Genomic DNA, 14351 nt, shown 5'->3' on the forward strand with positions numbered 1-14351 from the left:
TAATTAAGGACTGTTCATGCAACCTATCGTCATCATCGGTTCCGGCCTTGCCGGCTTTAATACCGTCAAGGAATTCCGCAAGCTGGACAAGGAAACGCCCATCGTTGTGATCACCAGCGACGACGGCCGTAACTATTCCAAGCCCATGCTGTCCGCCGGTTTTACCAAGGAAAAAACCGCTGATGACCTGTGCATGGCCACGCCGGAAAAGGTTGCCGAGCAGTTCAATGTGGAAGTGCGCACCGACGTGCATGTGGCGGAAATCGACCCCTCCGGCAAGCGTGTACTGCTGCCGGACGACCACCTGGACTACAGCAAGCTGGTGCTGGCGTTGGGGGCTGATACCTGGACCCCGCCGCTGGAAGGCGATGCTGTGGGCGATGTGTTCTCCGTCAACGATCTGATGGACTACGGCAAATTCCGCACCGCCCTGAAGGGGGCAAAGAAAGTCACCATTCTGGGTGGTGGCCTGATCGGCTGTGAATTTGCCAACGATCTGTCCAACGGTGGTTATGAGGTGACTCTGGTGGAGCCCCAGGGGCGCTGCCTGCCGCTGCTACTGCCCGAGCCGGCATCTGCGGCAGTCGGCCGGGGTCTGGCGGATCTGGGCGTGACCTTCCAGTTTGGTCCTCTGGCCCAGGCGGTGAACCACGGTGATAACAATCAGCTGATCACCGAGCTGTCCGACGGCACCCGTATCGAGTCCGACGTGGTGCTGTCCGCTATCGGCCTGCGTCCGCGTATTGCCCTGGCCAAGGAAGCCGGCCTGGCCATCAACCGTGGCATCATCACCGATAAGACTCTGCAGACCAGCGCTGAGGATATCTACGCCCTGGGCGACTGCGCTGAAGTGCAGGGTCACGTGCTGCCCTACGTGCTGCCGCTGATGGCCTCCGCCCGTGCCCTGGCCAAGACCCTGGCCGGTGAAACCACTGCAGTGAGCTACGGTGTCATGCCGGTCACCATCAAGACCCCGGCCTGCCCGGTGGTGGTGTGCCCGCCGGCAGATGCCGACAACGGCGAATGGGAAATCCAGGAAGACGGCAACAACGTCCAGGCCCTGTTCCGTGGCAAGGATGGCAGCCTGCAGGGCTACGCGCTCACCGGTGATGCGGTGAAAGAGAAAATGAAGCTCAACAAGGAACTGCCTCCGTTGATGCCCTAACGGCGGCCCGCCGTAGGAGCTATGCTCGCATGGCGAACCGCCAGGCAGGCTCCTGCAATCGGCAACCCAACAAAGGAACGCCCATGAAATTTGCACTGGTTTTGCTGATCCTCGGCTGGCGTCTGCGCTGGCTGGCCTGGCGTGATGCGGGCTTTCGCAAGCAGTTGGAAAACCGCGACGTGGTGATGCAGTGGCGTACCTTTAACGGCAAGCCGGCGCGCAGCTTTCATTTCACGCCGGGCAAGGTGGTGTCGAAAGGTGGCCTGCATGGTCAGCCTACCGTCACCCTGAATTTCAAGGACGCCAACTACGCTTTCCGCACCCTGCAGGTGGCCGGCAAAAACCAGATGGCTTTCATGGAAGGGATGCAGGCCGGCGATATCAAGATCGAAGGCGACCCGGGCCAGCTGATGTGGTTCATGACCTTGATGAAGTTCATCATGCCTGGCGGCAAGAAAAAATAACCCTCAGCTTTTCATGACAAGGATGTGATGAAAAAGATTAGTACGGTAGCAGTGCTGGTTACGTTATTTCCCTTGCTTGGTCAGGCGTCGGAGAAGCAGCGAGTTGCTGAAGCTGATACTGCCATCAGGGAAATTGTGCCGATGATGGGGCAGCTCTATCGGTGTCATGCCAATACCATTCTCGAACAAGGCTGTGCTAAATACCATCTTGTATTCAATGCAGAAGGAAAGTTAGAGCGCGTTTCTATCACTGAAAGCGACTTCTCGAATGAAGCGTTTTTCTCTGCTGTTGCCGATTTGTTTCGAGCCCATGTCTCGGTGTCTCCCACCAAGGAAGAAGCAAAAAATCTGGATGTGCATGCGCCTATCTGCTTTGAAGATCAATCCCCTGTGCATGAAGATTTTCAGCCTTATCTTGATAAAAAGCGCAATGGAGTCACGAATAGAGATTGGCTGGCAAGCCTGATAAATAAGGAAGCGGAACTCCGTAACTGTGTAGTCAAGGATAAAGCGGTACTGCCAAGAGCAGAAACCATCAAACCTTAGTGGTTGTATTACGATGAGGTGTGGCTGTTTTGTCTATCTCAGTTGATGGCAGCGGCGCTGTGAGAGCGCTGGGTATTCAGGCCTCTAATCCTGAGCTGCAGGCCTTTGGCGAAACTCTATTGCCGGTTTTTGAGCAGCTTCAGTTTCCTGAAACGGGTAAGGCTGATGGGTTCTTGTAGGAGCTGAAATCTTTTCTTCAATAGCTGGGCTATAAAATAGGCGGGTGCCCAATAGCTCTCGCTTTTCCCTTTGGTAAAGCCAAATCATCCAGTACGCTGGGGATGAACCGATACAGGGAATGGTGATGAAAAAACTCAAAAACGAAAAAGAACTGGTAAAGAAAGCCATTACGCTGGGGGTAGATTATGCCGAAAAGCGGGGTGTGGTGGAGTTCGAGGCCACCGACTCTGCGTCGGAAAAGCTCGAGTACATCTATCGCCTGCTGGTGCATGACAAGGTGATTCAGCCGTTGCCGGAAGATCAAGTGTCCCAGCCGTCAATTCAGCACAAACTGGCCATCTGGGCGTCAAAACAAAAATAGCCGGGTATCGCTTGTTCGTTTTGGGTCTGTTATAAAAATCCTTGAACTTGATCCTGTGGGCGTTGACTCATGCGCCCGATGCCAATGCCTCTCTTCAAAAGGACCTGACATGCGACGCAATCCCCTGTTGGTTATCGCCAGTATGCTCCTGCTACTGACCGCCTGTGCCACCACCACCGAAACCCATTCCACCTGGCAGACCAAAACCGGTGAATCTTATCCTACCTTCCGGCACCTGTATGTGCTGGTGCTGGCAGATGACCCTGCGGTGGCCGCCACGGCTGAAAATCAGGTGCGCAAAAGCCTGAATCATCGGGCTGTTGAAGCCTCGCTGGCCAATGAGACCCTGGGTGAGCGAGAGGTAGAACGGGATGCCTACCGTGCCCAGGTCGAGGCTGCGGTCAAGGCCAGCGGCGCCGACGGCGTTATGGTGGTGTCGTTGCTGAAGGTCGAAGAACGCTCCGAGTATGTGCCGCCTCAGGTCGACTATGTGCCGATGCCCTCGGCGCCAGCTTACCTGGGCTACGGCCCCTATGTGGGCCACAGCTACGGCGCGATCTATCAGCCCGGTTACTATCACAACGCCAAGGACTATTACCTGCAGACCCAGGTCTACAGCGTGGAACGCAAGCGCCCGGTGTGGCAGGCCCAGTCGCGTAGCATGAACCCGGATAGCCTGAAGAATGGCGCCAAGGGCTACGCCAAGAGCATCGTCTCGCAGCTGGACAAGGATGGGGCGCTGAAGCGTTAGTCAAACGCAGCTGAAGTCCTGCAATTCATCTCTGTCGATGGCAGGACCCGGCACTCCACGCTCGTAAAGCCGCTCCGCTAGTCGGGGCGGTTTTGCGTTTATCGATGCCGCTGGCAGCCCTTGGCTGAGTTCGCTAAGGTTTGTGCCTTCAATAAAAATAGATGGAATATTGATGAAAAAAGGAATTTCGGGGGCGCTGGCTGCAGTAATAGTGACGGGATTGGCGGCGTTTTTTCAGCCTGTACTGGCGGAGGAGGATGAGAAAGTATACCTGGTAGCACGGTTCGATCTGGATGGTACTACCTACAATCAGGTCGTGTTCTTTCAGGATGACGTCATCACTGATCTGAAAAGCTGCAAGCGGGAAATGATGTACGGCCGCAATGGCAAGTGGCAGGTCTATTCCCACATCACCAATGCGGTGCGCGGCTTTACCTACAGCCTCAGTTATACCTGTGCTCTGGGTCGTCAGGACTTCAGCGGCTGGGATAAGAGTGGTCAGATCAACCCCACACACACCTATGAAGTGGTGGTTCGGGATCAGTCTTTGCAGGTCATTCCACGCAATAGCTACAGCGCTTGTTTGAAAAAGGTTCGTAGTGCCGGAGGCGAAACGGCTAAACGCTACTGTGCACGGTCTACCCAGACTATCCAGTAGTGAGTTTTCAAGTACCTGTCACGATTGCCGCTGATAGCCGGGTGTTGCAAGTCGTTTTTTCAGCACCCAACCCATCAATATTCCCCGCCCGGCCATAAAGCCGTTCATGGCCAGCCATAGGCCGTGGTTGTCCCAGCCCCGGGTCAGTGCCCAGAGCACAAAGAAGATCCCCACTGCCACCAGCATGGTGTTACGCATGGCGGCGCCCCAGGTGGCGCCCACGAAAATGCCGTCCAGCCAGAAGCCGGCACTGGCGGTGAGTGGTAACAGCAGCATCCACGGCAGATAGGTGATGGCAGTGTCGCGGATATCAGGCAGGTCGGTGAGCAGATGAATCAGCGGCACACCGCCGAGACTGAAGGCCAGTAGACCGAGTGCCGCACAGGCCACAGTCCAGCGCCCGGTGGCGCTAATGGCCTGGCCCAGGGCCTGGCGATCGTTTCTGCCGTGGGCCTCGCCCACCAGGGCTTCTGCTGCGTTGGCAAAGCCGTCGAGCAGGTTACTGAGCAGCAGCAGGAAAGTGATCAGCACCGCATTGGCGGCCAGTACCGCGTCACCCAGCCGCGCGCCCTGGGCGGCGAAGAAAAAGAAGCAGCTGAGCAGAGCAAGGCTGCGCAGAAAGATATCCCGGTTCACCGCCATCAATGCCAAGATGGCGTGTGGCTGCCACAGTCGTTCCTGCCGTGCCGGTGGACGCAGGGCGCCGCGTAGCCAGAACAGGCCGCCGGCCAGTCCCACGTATTCCGCGGTGGCACTGGCAATGGCTACCCCGCGCACATCCAGATGCCAGACCTGCACCAGCAGAATGTCCAGCAGGGCATTGGTGCTGTGCATCAGCACCGTCATCTTCAGTGGCACCCGGGTGTTATGGGTGCCGATGGCGAAGCCGATCAGGGCGAAATTGGCCAGCGCGGCCGGGGCGCCAAGAATGCGAATGTTGATGTAGTCGCCGGCCAGACCCTGAACATCATCACTGCCGCCCAGCAGCCACAGGCCGGTTTCCCGCAGCAGTGGTGACAGGGCAATCAGCGCCAGCCCCAGCCCGGTGGATAACAACAGGCCGCGCAGTAACACCACCCGGGTGTCCTTCTCGCCGCCCCGCGCCTGGGAGGCAAAGCCGGTGGTGCCCATGCGCAGGAAGTTGAACGAGAAATACAGGAACATGAAGAAGTTGCCACCCAGCGCCACCGCCGCCAGATAACGCGGATGATCCAGGTGCCCCACCACGGCGGTGTCCACCAGACCCAGCAACGGTGCGGTCAGGTTGGACAGCAACAGCGGCCATGCCAGCATCCAGATGCGGCGGTTAAAGGACAAACTCATTCACACTCCACAAACCGTTCTAACAGATCGCTGTAGGAGTTCCCTTCCAGGGGGCGAACCGCGTGTAAACGCAGAAATTGCCCGCAGGGCAATCAGGAATCTCAGGGCTCGACAGGTTTAGATAGAAACCCGACCCCCTCGCTATGGCTCCGGTTCGCACCTCAAGAGGTGCTCCTACAGAGAGAAACCGTCAGGCCGGTTTCCGCAACAACGTCAGCACAAACACACTACTGGCGGCGACCACAATGGAGGGTCCCACCGGGGTGTTGGCAAACCAGCTCACCGCCAGCCCGGCCAGCACTGACAGGGTGCCCAGTACACTGGCCACCGCGGCCATCTGCGCCGGGGTATGGGTCAGCCGGCGGGCACTGGCGGCGGGGATTACCAGCAGGGAGGTGATCAGCAGTACCCCCACGGTGCGGATGGCCCCGGCGATCAGCAGGGCCAGCAACAGCATCAGCAGCAGCCGGGTGCGCTGCACCGCCACCCCTTCCACCTGGGCCAGCTCCTCGCTGACGGTGATGCTCAACAGCGACCGCCATTGCCACAGCATCAGCAGCAGAATCAGGATGGCACCGGCCCACAGGGCCAGCGCATCCTGCCAGCCCACCGCCAGCAGGTCACCGAACAGGTAGGCAAACAGGTCCACCTGGATGCCCTCTTGCAAGCTGATGGCAATCACCCCCAGAGCCAGGGTGGTATGGGCGACGATGCCGAGTAGCGTATCGCTGGCCAGTTGTTGCTGGTGCTGCAGCGCAGTGAGGGCGCCAGCCAGGCCCAGGCACACGGCCACCACCGCCAGGTACAGGCTGATATCCAGTGCCAGGCCAAGCGCCGCGCCAAGCAGGGCGCCGTGGGCCAGGGTGTCACCGAAGAAGGCCATGCGCCGCCAGACCACGAAGGCGCCCATAGGGCCGGAAACCAGGGCCACGGCCAGGCCGGCGAACAGCGGCGGCAACAACAGCTCAATCATGGTGGCAATTCCCGTCGTGTTGATGGCCCGGCTGGGCGTCGCCGTGCAGATCATGGTCGTGATCATGATCGTGGGTGTAGAGCGCCAGGTTGGGGGTGCCGGCACCGGGGCCGAACAGTTCGTGGTAGGCCGGGTCCCGGCTCACCGATTCCGGGCTGCCGGAACAGCACACATGGCGCTGCAGGCAGATCACCTCGTCGGTGGCCGCCATCACCAGATGTAGGTCGTGGGAAATCAGCAGGATGGCGCAGCCCAGGTCATCGCGGACCGACTTGAGCAGTCCGTAGAGGGCATTCTGCCCGGCCACATCCACCCCCTGGGCTGGCTCGTCCAGCACCAGCAGGTCGGGCTTGCGCAGCAGCGCTCGGGCGAGCAGCACTCGTTGCATCTCACCGCCGGACAGCTGCTGCACCGCGCGGCGACGCAGATGGGCTACGCCGGCCTGCTCCAGCGCCGCCCGCCGGGCGGACGTGGGGCCGGGAGCGGCCAGCCACAGGAACCGGTCCACGGTGAGCGGCAGGCTGTCGTCGATCTTGATGTGCTGGGGCATATAGCCCACCCGCAGCCCCTTGCGACGGTTCACCGAGCCGCTGGACGGCGTGACCAGGCCCAGCACTACCCGCGCCAGAGTGCTTTTGCCAGCGCCATTGGGGCCGATCAGGGTGGTGATGCGCCCGGGGGCAAGGGCCAGGCTCACCTCGGACAGCACGCTGTTGCCACCCAGGGTGACTGACACCGCCTGTACATTGACCAGAGGTTCCGACATAGCAAAAGGGCCCGAAGAACAAAGGCGCAATGATATACTGCCGGCCTTTCGCCTGCACGAAGCAGGCTTTCTGTAGGAACGCAGCTGGCGGCGCGATCAGAAACCAGGATCAAAAGCCATTTCACCACAGAGGGCACAGAGCACACAGAGAGAACCCCTTTTGTTTTTCCTTAGTGATCTCGGTGCCCTCTGTGGTAAATACCGCTTTTCAGGTTTTGGGTTGTCGCGCCGCCAGCGACGCTCCTACAGGGTGCTATACGAGGAAGTGATGCGCAGTTTGTGGTTGGTAATGTTGATGATGCTCAGTGCCCAAGCAATGAGCCAGACTCTGGTCGCCAGTGTGGAGCCGTTGGCCAAGGTGCTGCGCGGGCTTTATGGCGACCAGGTGCAGGTGGTGACCCTGTTGCAGGCCAACCAGAACCCCCATCAGCTGGCCCTGTCTCCGCGGCAGGCCATGCTGGTGCAGCAGGCGGATCTGCTGGTGTGGCTGGGCGAGACGGTGGAGGCGCCGCTGGCACCCCTGGTAGCGCGTCGGCAGGGCCCTACCCTGGCCCTGCTGGAGCTGGAAGGCGTCCATCGCCGGGAAGGGGATCATGACCATGACCACGAGCACCATGATTCGGACCACGGCGACGCCACCCTGGACCCGCACCTGTGGCTGTCCCTGGACAACATGATGTTGCTGGCCGGGGCGCTGGCACAGCGTTACCCGCAGGGGCTGAATCAGGGCGAGCCGGACCGCTGGCAGCAGGCCGCCACCACCCGTCAGGGTCATCATCACCAGGCACTGGCCGGGTTGAGCGACATTCCCTGGCTCAGCTACCACCACCCCTGGGGCTATCTCACCGAGACACTGGGGCTGGCGGAGCCGCTGGTGGTGTCCCGGCAACTGGATGCGGGGCCGGGCAGCCGTCGTTTTGTCGAGCTGGCCAGCCAGATCCGCGACCAGCAGGTGCGTTGCGCCATCCGCGAACCGGAAGCCCGCGCCGCCCTGATCACCCGCCTGTGTCCGGATTGCCAGATACACCCCCTGGACCCGCTGGGCCGGGACTATCCGGAGCTGGATTATCTGACCTGGCGAGACCGGTTGGTGGAAGGGTTTAAAGCGTGCCTGCAGGCGGGGGCGGGCTGAAGCTACGAGCTACGCTCGTAGGGTAGGGAAAGGTCCGCAAGTTCCTCAAGCTCCGAGCCTTCTTCGAAGTCGCTGTAGGAGCACCGCTTGAGGTGCGAACCGCGCTTGCGCGGAAATCGCCCGTAGGGCGATCAGGAATATCAGCGCTCGACAGGTTTCAGAAAGTAATGGCGGGTAGTTCCTGAGCTTGTCGCCTCGCCAAGCTCGGTTCGCGCCGCTCGCCACTCGCAGCTGCTAAAGCTCCCGAATCGGAATCAACGTGGGTGGCGGTGGGGGTGGAGCATTGTCGCGTAGCTCCGGAGGGCGCACGTTTTCTGCCTGCCGTTGGCGAAACTCCTGCTGTTCGTCTTCCAGGTAACGACCCTCCGGGCTGACCGCATTCATGCCCCGGCTTTCATCACTGGTATCCAGTTCCCGTGGTGATTCCAGATACATGGCCTCCAACTCTTTGCCGTCCAGCGGCTGAGCGGGAACCTGCTCCCGGGTTTTTGGAGCATCGTTGTCCGGTGGCGCGGAGTCAGGCAATTGTTCCGCGGCCACGACCAGGCCCGGGGCCATTAACAGGGCAATCAGTATTTTTTTCATAACCCGATCATAGCGCTCCCTCACCCGGGGGGAAACCGGCTTGTGAGCGCCATCAAGTGTCAAGGCGGGTCAAAAATTACCCGGTGGACTCAGGGCCATTGAGGCCGTCCCGGAAACCGGTATGCTGGAGCGCTTAATCTGAAACGGGTGCAGGGCCTGAATGGCACAGCAAAGTAAACCTATCGCAATGGCCTGCTGGGACCTCTCCTGGCTGCTGGACCGTGATTCTCGTCACGGCGCCTTTGCGTCGCTGGAAAAAGTGCTCGATGAAACCCAGCAACGCGGTTTCAATGCCCTGCGCCTGGACCCCTGCCCGCACCTGATTGCCTGCCCGGAAAACGGCGTCCACCTGGATCGTTGCGAACTGCAGGCACCGGGTCACGACCCTGTGGAAGTGAAGATTCGCCACAGCCTGCAGCAACTGCTGCAATCCGCCCACGAGCGTGGCCTGAAGGTGTGGTTCAGCAGCCGTTTTGTGGACGACAGCCGCGCCCGCCGTTCCTTCGTGCGACGCCCCGAAGACTTCGTCACTGTGTGGAGCGATACCCTGGCCCTGGTGGAGGAATGGGGTTATCTGGATGACGTGGCAGGGGTGGATTTCTGTCATCATTTTCCCGCGCAGCCCTATGCTCACGGTGTTACCCGCCGGGTGTTCAACCGATCCCCGGATCGGCCTTTGCCGCCGCGCTGGTCCGCCAGCGCCGCCGAGCGCATCGAAGCGTATCTGCTGGATATTCCCCGCGCCCTGCATGCCCTGTTTCCCGGCGTGCCCATCGGGCTGAGCACCACCACCCAGATCAGCGAGCAATTGCGGCAACTGGATACCAGTGAGCTGGATTTTCTCGATTTCAGCCTGTGGCTGGATGATGATCCGCGCTATCGACTGGCCAGCGGCGAGGCCGTACCCATGACCGGCCTGGCCCGGCGCCTGGCCAGCCCGGTGAAGCAGTTATTGCTGGATGCCGGCGGTATGCACTGGCAGCGGCGCATGGAAGACCAGTTGCAGCGGCGCATGGCCTTTACCCGCCTGCGGCGCCTGCAGCCGGTGATCGGTGAAGGCTTCGTTCGCCAACCACGCCATCTGCGTCGCCTGCCCACCGGCTGGGCCGATCTGCACGAGATGATGGTAGTCAGCGCCCTCACCCAAGGCGTGGAATCCATGACCCCCACCTCGCTGGCCTGCCCGGCCTATGACTGGCTGTGGCGGGAAGAAGAGTACTTGGCGCACCTGAATCATCTGATCCTGTCCGGATCGGAATAAGCTACGAGCTACGAGCTACGAGCTACGAAAAAACCGCACCCTCCGGGCGCGGTTTTTTCGTGTTTTATAGAGAACATCAGCGCGGAGTGAACAAGCAAATCGTTACCAAGACGCTTTCTTCGCGTCGCAGCTAGAAGCTAGAGGCTCGTAGCTTACGGCTTCCCCCTACCCCGCCAACGCCCCAATCCGCCACTGAAAAATCCGCGCAAACTCTTCCGGGTCCTTGCTGCCTTGCCCCTCGCTATACTCGGACACCGGCCCTGCCAGCCGCGACAGCCAGAAGCGCAGTGCAGCCACCGCCAGCGCCTCCAGTAACAGGCTGTCGTCCAGCTGACCGCCGTGTTCGCGATAGCCTTCCAGCAACGCCTGTTCCCGTGCCGCCACCGGTTTACCGTTGCTGTCCACGCACCAGTCGTTAAGGGTCACCGCCAGATCGTATTCCGGGTAATCCAGGCAGGCGTTGTAGAAATCCAGCAGGGCGCTGATGCGGCCCTGTTGCCACAGCAGATTGTCGCGGAACAGGTCGCCGTGGATCAGGGTGGTGCCGGCGGGTCGTGCCTGCCAGTCGCTCAATAGCGCCCTGGCCCCCTCGCGGTGATCGTCCGGCAGCTGGTTCAGCTGGGTGGCCAGCGTCTCCAGCCGCCGACGTTCATCGGGCAGCGCCAGCAGAGCGCCGGTATCACAGCGGTGCAGTCGGGCCAGCAGCGCGCCCACCTGCCGGCAGCGGTCCAGATCCACGGCGAAATCGTGCTCGCCGGGCAGGCGCGGCATCAGCACCGCCGGCTTGCCGGCGACAGTGATCTGGTCCTGGCCGTGATGATCCGTCAGTGGTGCGGGCACCGGCAGACCCTGTTCCGCCAGGTGGCCCAGCAACACCAGATAGGGGGCGAGTGCATCGTGGTCCAGGGTTTCGAAGATCGTCAGCACCAGTGGCGCAGGCTGCTGGTGGCGATCTTGGGCCTCAATTAGAAAGGTGCTGTTTTCGATGCCGTGGCTGGCCGCCCGGAAATCCAGCAGCCGATAGCCGTAACTATCCAGAACCAGGGCAAGCTGACTGTGACTGAGCGGCGTATAAACGGACATGGGTTTCCTTCTCTGCAAAAAGGCCGCAGATGACCGGACTCTGCGGGCGAGCAATGGTATAACACGCCATGAAATAATGACGACGCATCTCCAACAATAACAAAAGGAAGACTTGTCATGCGTTACGGGATTCTGTTTCTCGGCCTACTGTTTTCTGCTGCCAGCCAGGCGGAGGGGGTGGCGCACTATCAGGACCAGCGATTCGGCTATGTGGCCGGCAACCTGATGAACATCACCCTGGATTACGACAGCCGCGAGCTGACCCCCACCGGGGTGGGTGTGCGTCTGGGCGGCATGATCGACCCGCACTGGGGAGTGGAATTGCGCGCCGCGGTGGCGCCGTCCGGTGATACCTGGCGGGCAGAGAACAGCCGCAACAAGGTGGATTACACCGTAGATCACATCGGCGCTTTGCTGGCCACTGGCCGGCTGCCCTTCCAGTCACCGGTTACCCTGCCCGTGGTGGATGCCTATGTGGACGAGTTTTTCGTGCAGGGCTTTGCCGGCATTGCCGATGTGAAGGTGAAAACCAGTCGGCGCCGTTGCAACGCGATACGCTGCTGGAATGATGTCACGCGCAATGATGACACCAGCCTGGCCTTTGGTGCCGGTGTCGGTGTGCGCACCAGCTTCAATCTGGGGCTGACGCTCCAGTACATGCAGTATGTGGACAAGGAATACATCACCGTGACCGGCATCGAAGGCGGTCTGGAGTGGTATTTTTAGTAACGCTTCATGCCGCACGCTACATGCAACACGGGCAGGCGGCAGGTACAGAGAGGAAAACCAATGAATCCTGCAGTATTCGAGCGTGGCGCGGTGCGCGCCCTGATGAGCCTGCCCGGTGCGGTGCTGGACAAGTTGTCCGCCGGCCTGGAAACCCACAGTCGCTCCCATCTGGATTCCCGCCTGCGCTTCCTGCTGGCGCTCAGCGGCGCCAAACCGACGCTGGACAGCGGCACCGTAGAGCAGGCCCGCCGCCTGTACCGTGATGTCATCAACCTGCTGGATGTGGCGCCAGTGCCCCTGCCGGTGGTGGTGGATCATCAGGTGCCGCTGGATGATGGCAGCCAGATGCGGGTGCGCCGTTATCGCCCGGCCCTGGCGCCGCGGGTGGCCCCGGCAATCCTGTTTTTCCATGGCGGTGGTTTCACCGTGGGGGGGGTGGATGAGTACGATCGCCTGTGCCGCTACATTGCCGACCGTACCAATGCCGTGGTGTTGAGTGTGGATTACAGGTTGTCCCCGGAGCATCCGTCTCCGGCGGCGGCGGATGACAGTCTGGCTGCCTGGCGCTGGCTGCTCGATAATACCGCTGCCATGGGGCTGGACCCGCAGCGGCTGGCGGTGATGGGCGATAGTGCGGGCGGCAATCTCAGTACAGTGGTCTGCCAGCAGGCGAAACAGGCCGGCCTGGCGTTGCCTGCCCTGCAAGTGCTGATCTACCCGACCACCGACGGCGCCCTCAAGCATCCGTCGGTGCAGACCCTGGGCCAGGGCTTCGGGCTGGATCTGGCGTTGCTGACCTGGTTCCGCAGCCAGTTCATTCAGGATCAGGCACTGATCGAAGACTACCGCGTTTCGCCCCTGCGCAACCCGGACCTGGCCGGCCTGCCGTCGACTATCCTGATCACTGCCACCGACCCGCTGCGCGACGAAGGGCTGGAATACGGCGAAAAACTGCGGGCGTCTGGGGTGGATGTCACCTCACTGGATTACCCGCAACTGGTGCACGGTTTTCTTACCATGGGCGGCGTCATCCCGGCGGCCCGCAAGGCGGTTAATGCCATCTGCGACGCCACCGCCCAGCGGTTGTGAAGCAGTAGCAAGCCACAAGCTTCAAGCCACAAGCTAAAACGCGATAAAGAACAGTGCATTCACGAACCATAGAGGCCGCGAACACACATTGAGCGCGGCCTCTATCCTTGAAGATACAGAAAGAGGTGATCCGCGTTGCAGCTTGAAGCTTGTAGCTTGCGGCTCGCTCTCAAAACTCCCCCACAAACTGATTATAAAACTGCCGCGCCGTGCGCCCGGAGCGCACGCCTTTCTCTATGGAAAAACGCCGGGCGCGCACGTGTAACTGATCCCGGTCTTTTACCTCGCCAAACAGATGATCGACGATCTCGAAATACTGCGGTTCGCTGATCGGGTAGAAGCTCAGCGCCAGCCCGAAGCGATCGGACAGGGAAATCTTTTCCTCCACCACATCACCGTGATGAATCTCCCGGCCCACCACCTGGCTCTGCTCATTGTCCTTCATGTATTCCGGCACCAGATGACGGCGGTTGCTGGTGGCGTAGAGGCGCACATTTTCCGGCGGCAATTCCAGGGAGCCCTCCAGTACGCTTTTCAGATGCTTGTACTGGTTTTCACCGTCTTCAAACGAAAGATCATCGCAGTAAACGATAAAGCGCTGACTGCGTTCACGAATATCGTCGACGATGTCCGGCAGATCCTGCAGGTCATCCTTGTCCATCTCGATCACCCGCAGCCCGCGCGGTGCGTACTCGTTCAGTAACGCCTTGACGATGGATGACTTGCCGGTGCCCCGGCTGCCCCACAGCAGCACATGGTTACAGGGTTCGCCGCGCAGAAACCGCTCCGTGTTCTGCAGAATTTTCGCTTTCTGGGTATCGATGCCGAGCAGATCCGCCAGCCGCACCGGATCCGGCCGGCTCACTGGCCGCAGGGTGCCGGAACGGCCCCGCCAGATAGCGGCGGGAATATTTCGCCAGTCGATGTTGGACGCCATGAAAACCTCGTGACAAAGCAGAGAAAACGGCAAAGCAGTTTACGGTCTGGCGGGTGCGCTTGCGAGAGGCGCCATTACTGGGTGAAGCCTGGGTAGAAAACCCATTTTTACCACAGAGGGCACAGAGTCACAGAGGGGTTCAGGTTTTTGCTTTCTTTAGCCGCAGCAGAAAACGAGAAAGGTTGACGTTTTCTGCATGCCATAAAAAAGCATGAAATGGTTTTTCTCAGTGCCTCTGTGCCCTCTGTGGTAAAAAGGTTTTTTGCAGATGCTGTAGCCTCAATGGATACGAAGCATGCGCCGGACGCGAACTTTATCTATCCTTGGGGTTCACAAGGTGTGCCGTCG

At 60.3% G+C, this 14351-nt stretch carries 16 protein-coding genes; 10 read left to right on the forward strand and 6 right to left on the reverse strand.

The annotated features are described in order from the left end of the window. Positions 1–16 precede the first annotated feature (16 nt). The 6 genes from ACMG4M_RS01475 (at position 17) to ACMG4M_RS01500 (ending at position 4125) form a co-directional block, all read left to right on the forward strand. Complete coding sequence (locus tag ACMG4M_RS01475) at positions 17–1165, forward strand: NAD(P)/FAD-dependent oxidoreductase (protein ID WP_272962623.1); 1149 nt, start codon at positions 17–19, stop codon at positions 1163–1165. 83 nt (positions 1166–1248) lie between these two features. Then, positions 1249–1629 (forward strand): hypothetical protein, encoded by a 381-nt coding sequence (locus ACMG4M_RS01480; RefSeq protein WP_035245857.1) that lies wholly within the window; start codon positions 1249–1251, stop codon positions 1627–1629. 24 nt (positions 1630–1653) lie between these two features. Continuing rightward, on the forward strand, positions 1654–2175 hold the full coding sequence (locus tag ACMG4M_RS01485) for a hypothetical protein (RefSeq protein ID WP_414430597.1): 522 nt from the start codon (positions 1654–1656) through the stop codon (positions 2173–2175). Between the two features lie 304 nt (positions 2176–2479). Then, complete coding sequence (locus tag ACMG4M_RS01490; RefSeq protein ID WP_035245861.1) at positions 2480–2716, forward strand: DUF5062 family protein; 237 nt, start codon at positions 2480–2482, stop codon at positions 2714–2716. A gap of 109 nt (positions 2717–2825) precedes the next feature. Then, positions 2826–3467 carry a hypothetical protein gene (locus ACMG4M_RS01495; protein ID WP_414430598.1) on the forward strand — a complete coding sequence of 214 codons (642 nt, stop codon included), beginning with the start codon at positions 2826–2828 and terminating at the stop codon, positions 3465–3467. A gap of 172 nt (positions 3468–3639) precedes the next feature. Next, positions 3640–4125: a hypothetical protein gene (locus ACMG4M_RS01500; protein ID WP_035245869.1), complete on the forward strand. Its 486-nt coding sequence runs from the start codon at positions 3640–3642 to the stop codon at positions 4123–4125. An 18-nt stretch (positions 4126–4143) separates the two neighbouring features. Here the strand turns inward: ACMG4M_RS01500 and ACMG4M_RS01505 are convergent, their stop codons facing one another. The 3 genes from ACMG4M_RS01505 to znuC form a co-directional block, all read right to left on the reverse strand. After that, on the reverse strand, positions 4144–5448 hold the full coding sequence (locus ACMG4M_RS01505) for an MATE family efflux transporter (protein ID WP_414430599.1): 1305 nt from the start codon (positions 5446–5448) through the stop codon (positions 4144–4146). A gap of 190 nt (positions 5449–5638) precedes the next feature. Further along, the gene (gene znuB, locus ACMG4M_RS01510; protein ID WP_035245874.1) at positions 5639–6421 is read right to left on the reverse strand and encodes a zinc ABC transporter permease subunit ZnuB; all 783 of its coding nucleotides are present in this window, start codon (positions 6419–6421) and stop codon (positions 5639–5641) included. Then, positions 6414–7187 carry a zinc ABC transporter ATP-binding protein ZnuC gene (gene znuC / locus ACMG4M_RS01515; RefSeq protein ID WP_272997667.1) on the reverse strand — a complete coding sequence of 258 codons (774 nt, stop codon included), beginning with the start codon at positions 7185–7187 and terminating at the stop codon, positions 6414–6416. Before znuC ends, znuB begins: the two co-directional genes overlap by 8 nt. Before the next feature lie 268 nt (positions 7188–7455). On the opposite strand from znuC, the gene ACMG4M_RS01520 reads away from it, so the two are divergent. Next, on the forward strand, positions 7456–8319 hold the full coding sequence (locus tag ACMG4M_RS01520; RefSeq protein ID WP_035245879.1) for a metal ABC transporter substrate-binding protein: 864 nt from the start codon (positions 7456–7458) through the stop codon (positions 8317–8319). 234 nt (positions 8320–8553) lie between these two features. Here ACMG4M_RS01520 and ACMG4M_RS01525 read toward each other — a convergent pair whose 3' ends face one another. After that, entirely contained in the window at positions 8554–8904 is a 351-nt protein-coding gene (locus ACMG4M_RS01525; protein ID WP_035245886.1) for a hypothetical protein, read from the reverse strand. A gap of 160 nt (positions 8905–9064) precedes the next feature. Here ACMG4M_RS01525 and ACMG4M_RS01530 point away from each other — a divergent pair, with 160 nt between their 5' ends. Further along, positions 9065–10165: a cellulase-like family protein gene (locus tag ACMG4M_RS01530; RefSeq protein WP_414430600.1), complete on the forward strand. Its 1101-nt coding sequence runs from the start codon at positions 9065–9067 to the stop codon at positions 10163–10165. Positions 10166–10330: 165 nt separating this feature from the next. Here the strand turns inward: ACMG4M_RS01530 and ACMG4M_RS01535 are convergent, their stop codons facing one another. Then, positions 10331–11248, reverse strand: a complete 918-nt coding sequence (locus tag ACMG4M_RS01535) for a phosphotransferase (protein ID WP_035245889.1) — start codon at positions 11246–11248, stop codon at positions 10331–10333. 117 nt (positions 11249–11365) lie between these two features. Here ACMG4M_RS01535 and ACMG4M_RS01540 point away from each other — a divergent pair, with 117 nt between their 5' ends. After that, complete coding sequence (locus ACMG4M_RS01540; protein WP_035245891.1) at positions 11366–11974, forward strand: outer membrane beta-barrel protein; 609 nt, start codon at positions 11366–11368, stop codon at positions 11972–11974. Between the two features lie 63 nt (positions 11975–12037). Continuing rightward, positions 12038–13066, forward strand: coding sequence for an alpha/beta hydrolase (locus ACMG4M_RS01545; protein ID WP_035245893.1), 1029 nt, complete (start codon positions 12038–12040; stop codon positions 13064–13066). 169 nt (positions 13067–13235) lie between these two features. On the opposite strand, the gene ACMG4M_RS01550 is transcribed toward ACMG4M_RS01545, so the two are convergent. Next, positions 13236–14003 (reverse strand): ATP-binding protein, encoded by a 768-nt coding sequence (locus ACMG4M_RS01550; RefSeq protein ID WP_035245896.1) that lies wholly within the window; start codon positions 14001–14003, stop codon positions 13236–13238. Positions 14004–14351 lie beyond the last annotated feature (348 nt).

The sequence above is a fragment of the Alcanivorax sp. IL3 genome, assembly GCF_047495465.1.
In the GTDB taxonomy this organism is placed as follows: Bacteria; Pseudomonadota; Gammaproteobacteria; order Pseudomonadales; family Alcanivoracaceae; genus Alcanivorax; species Alcanivorax jadensis.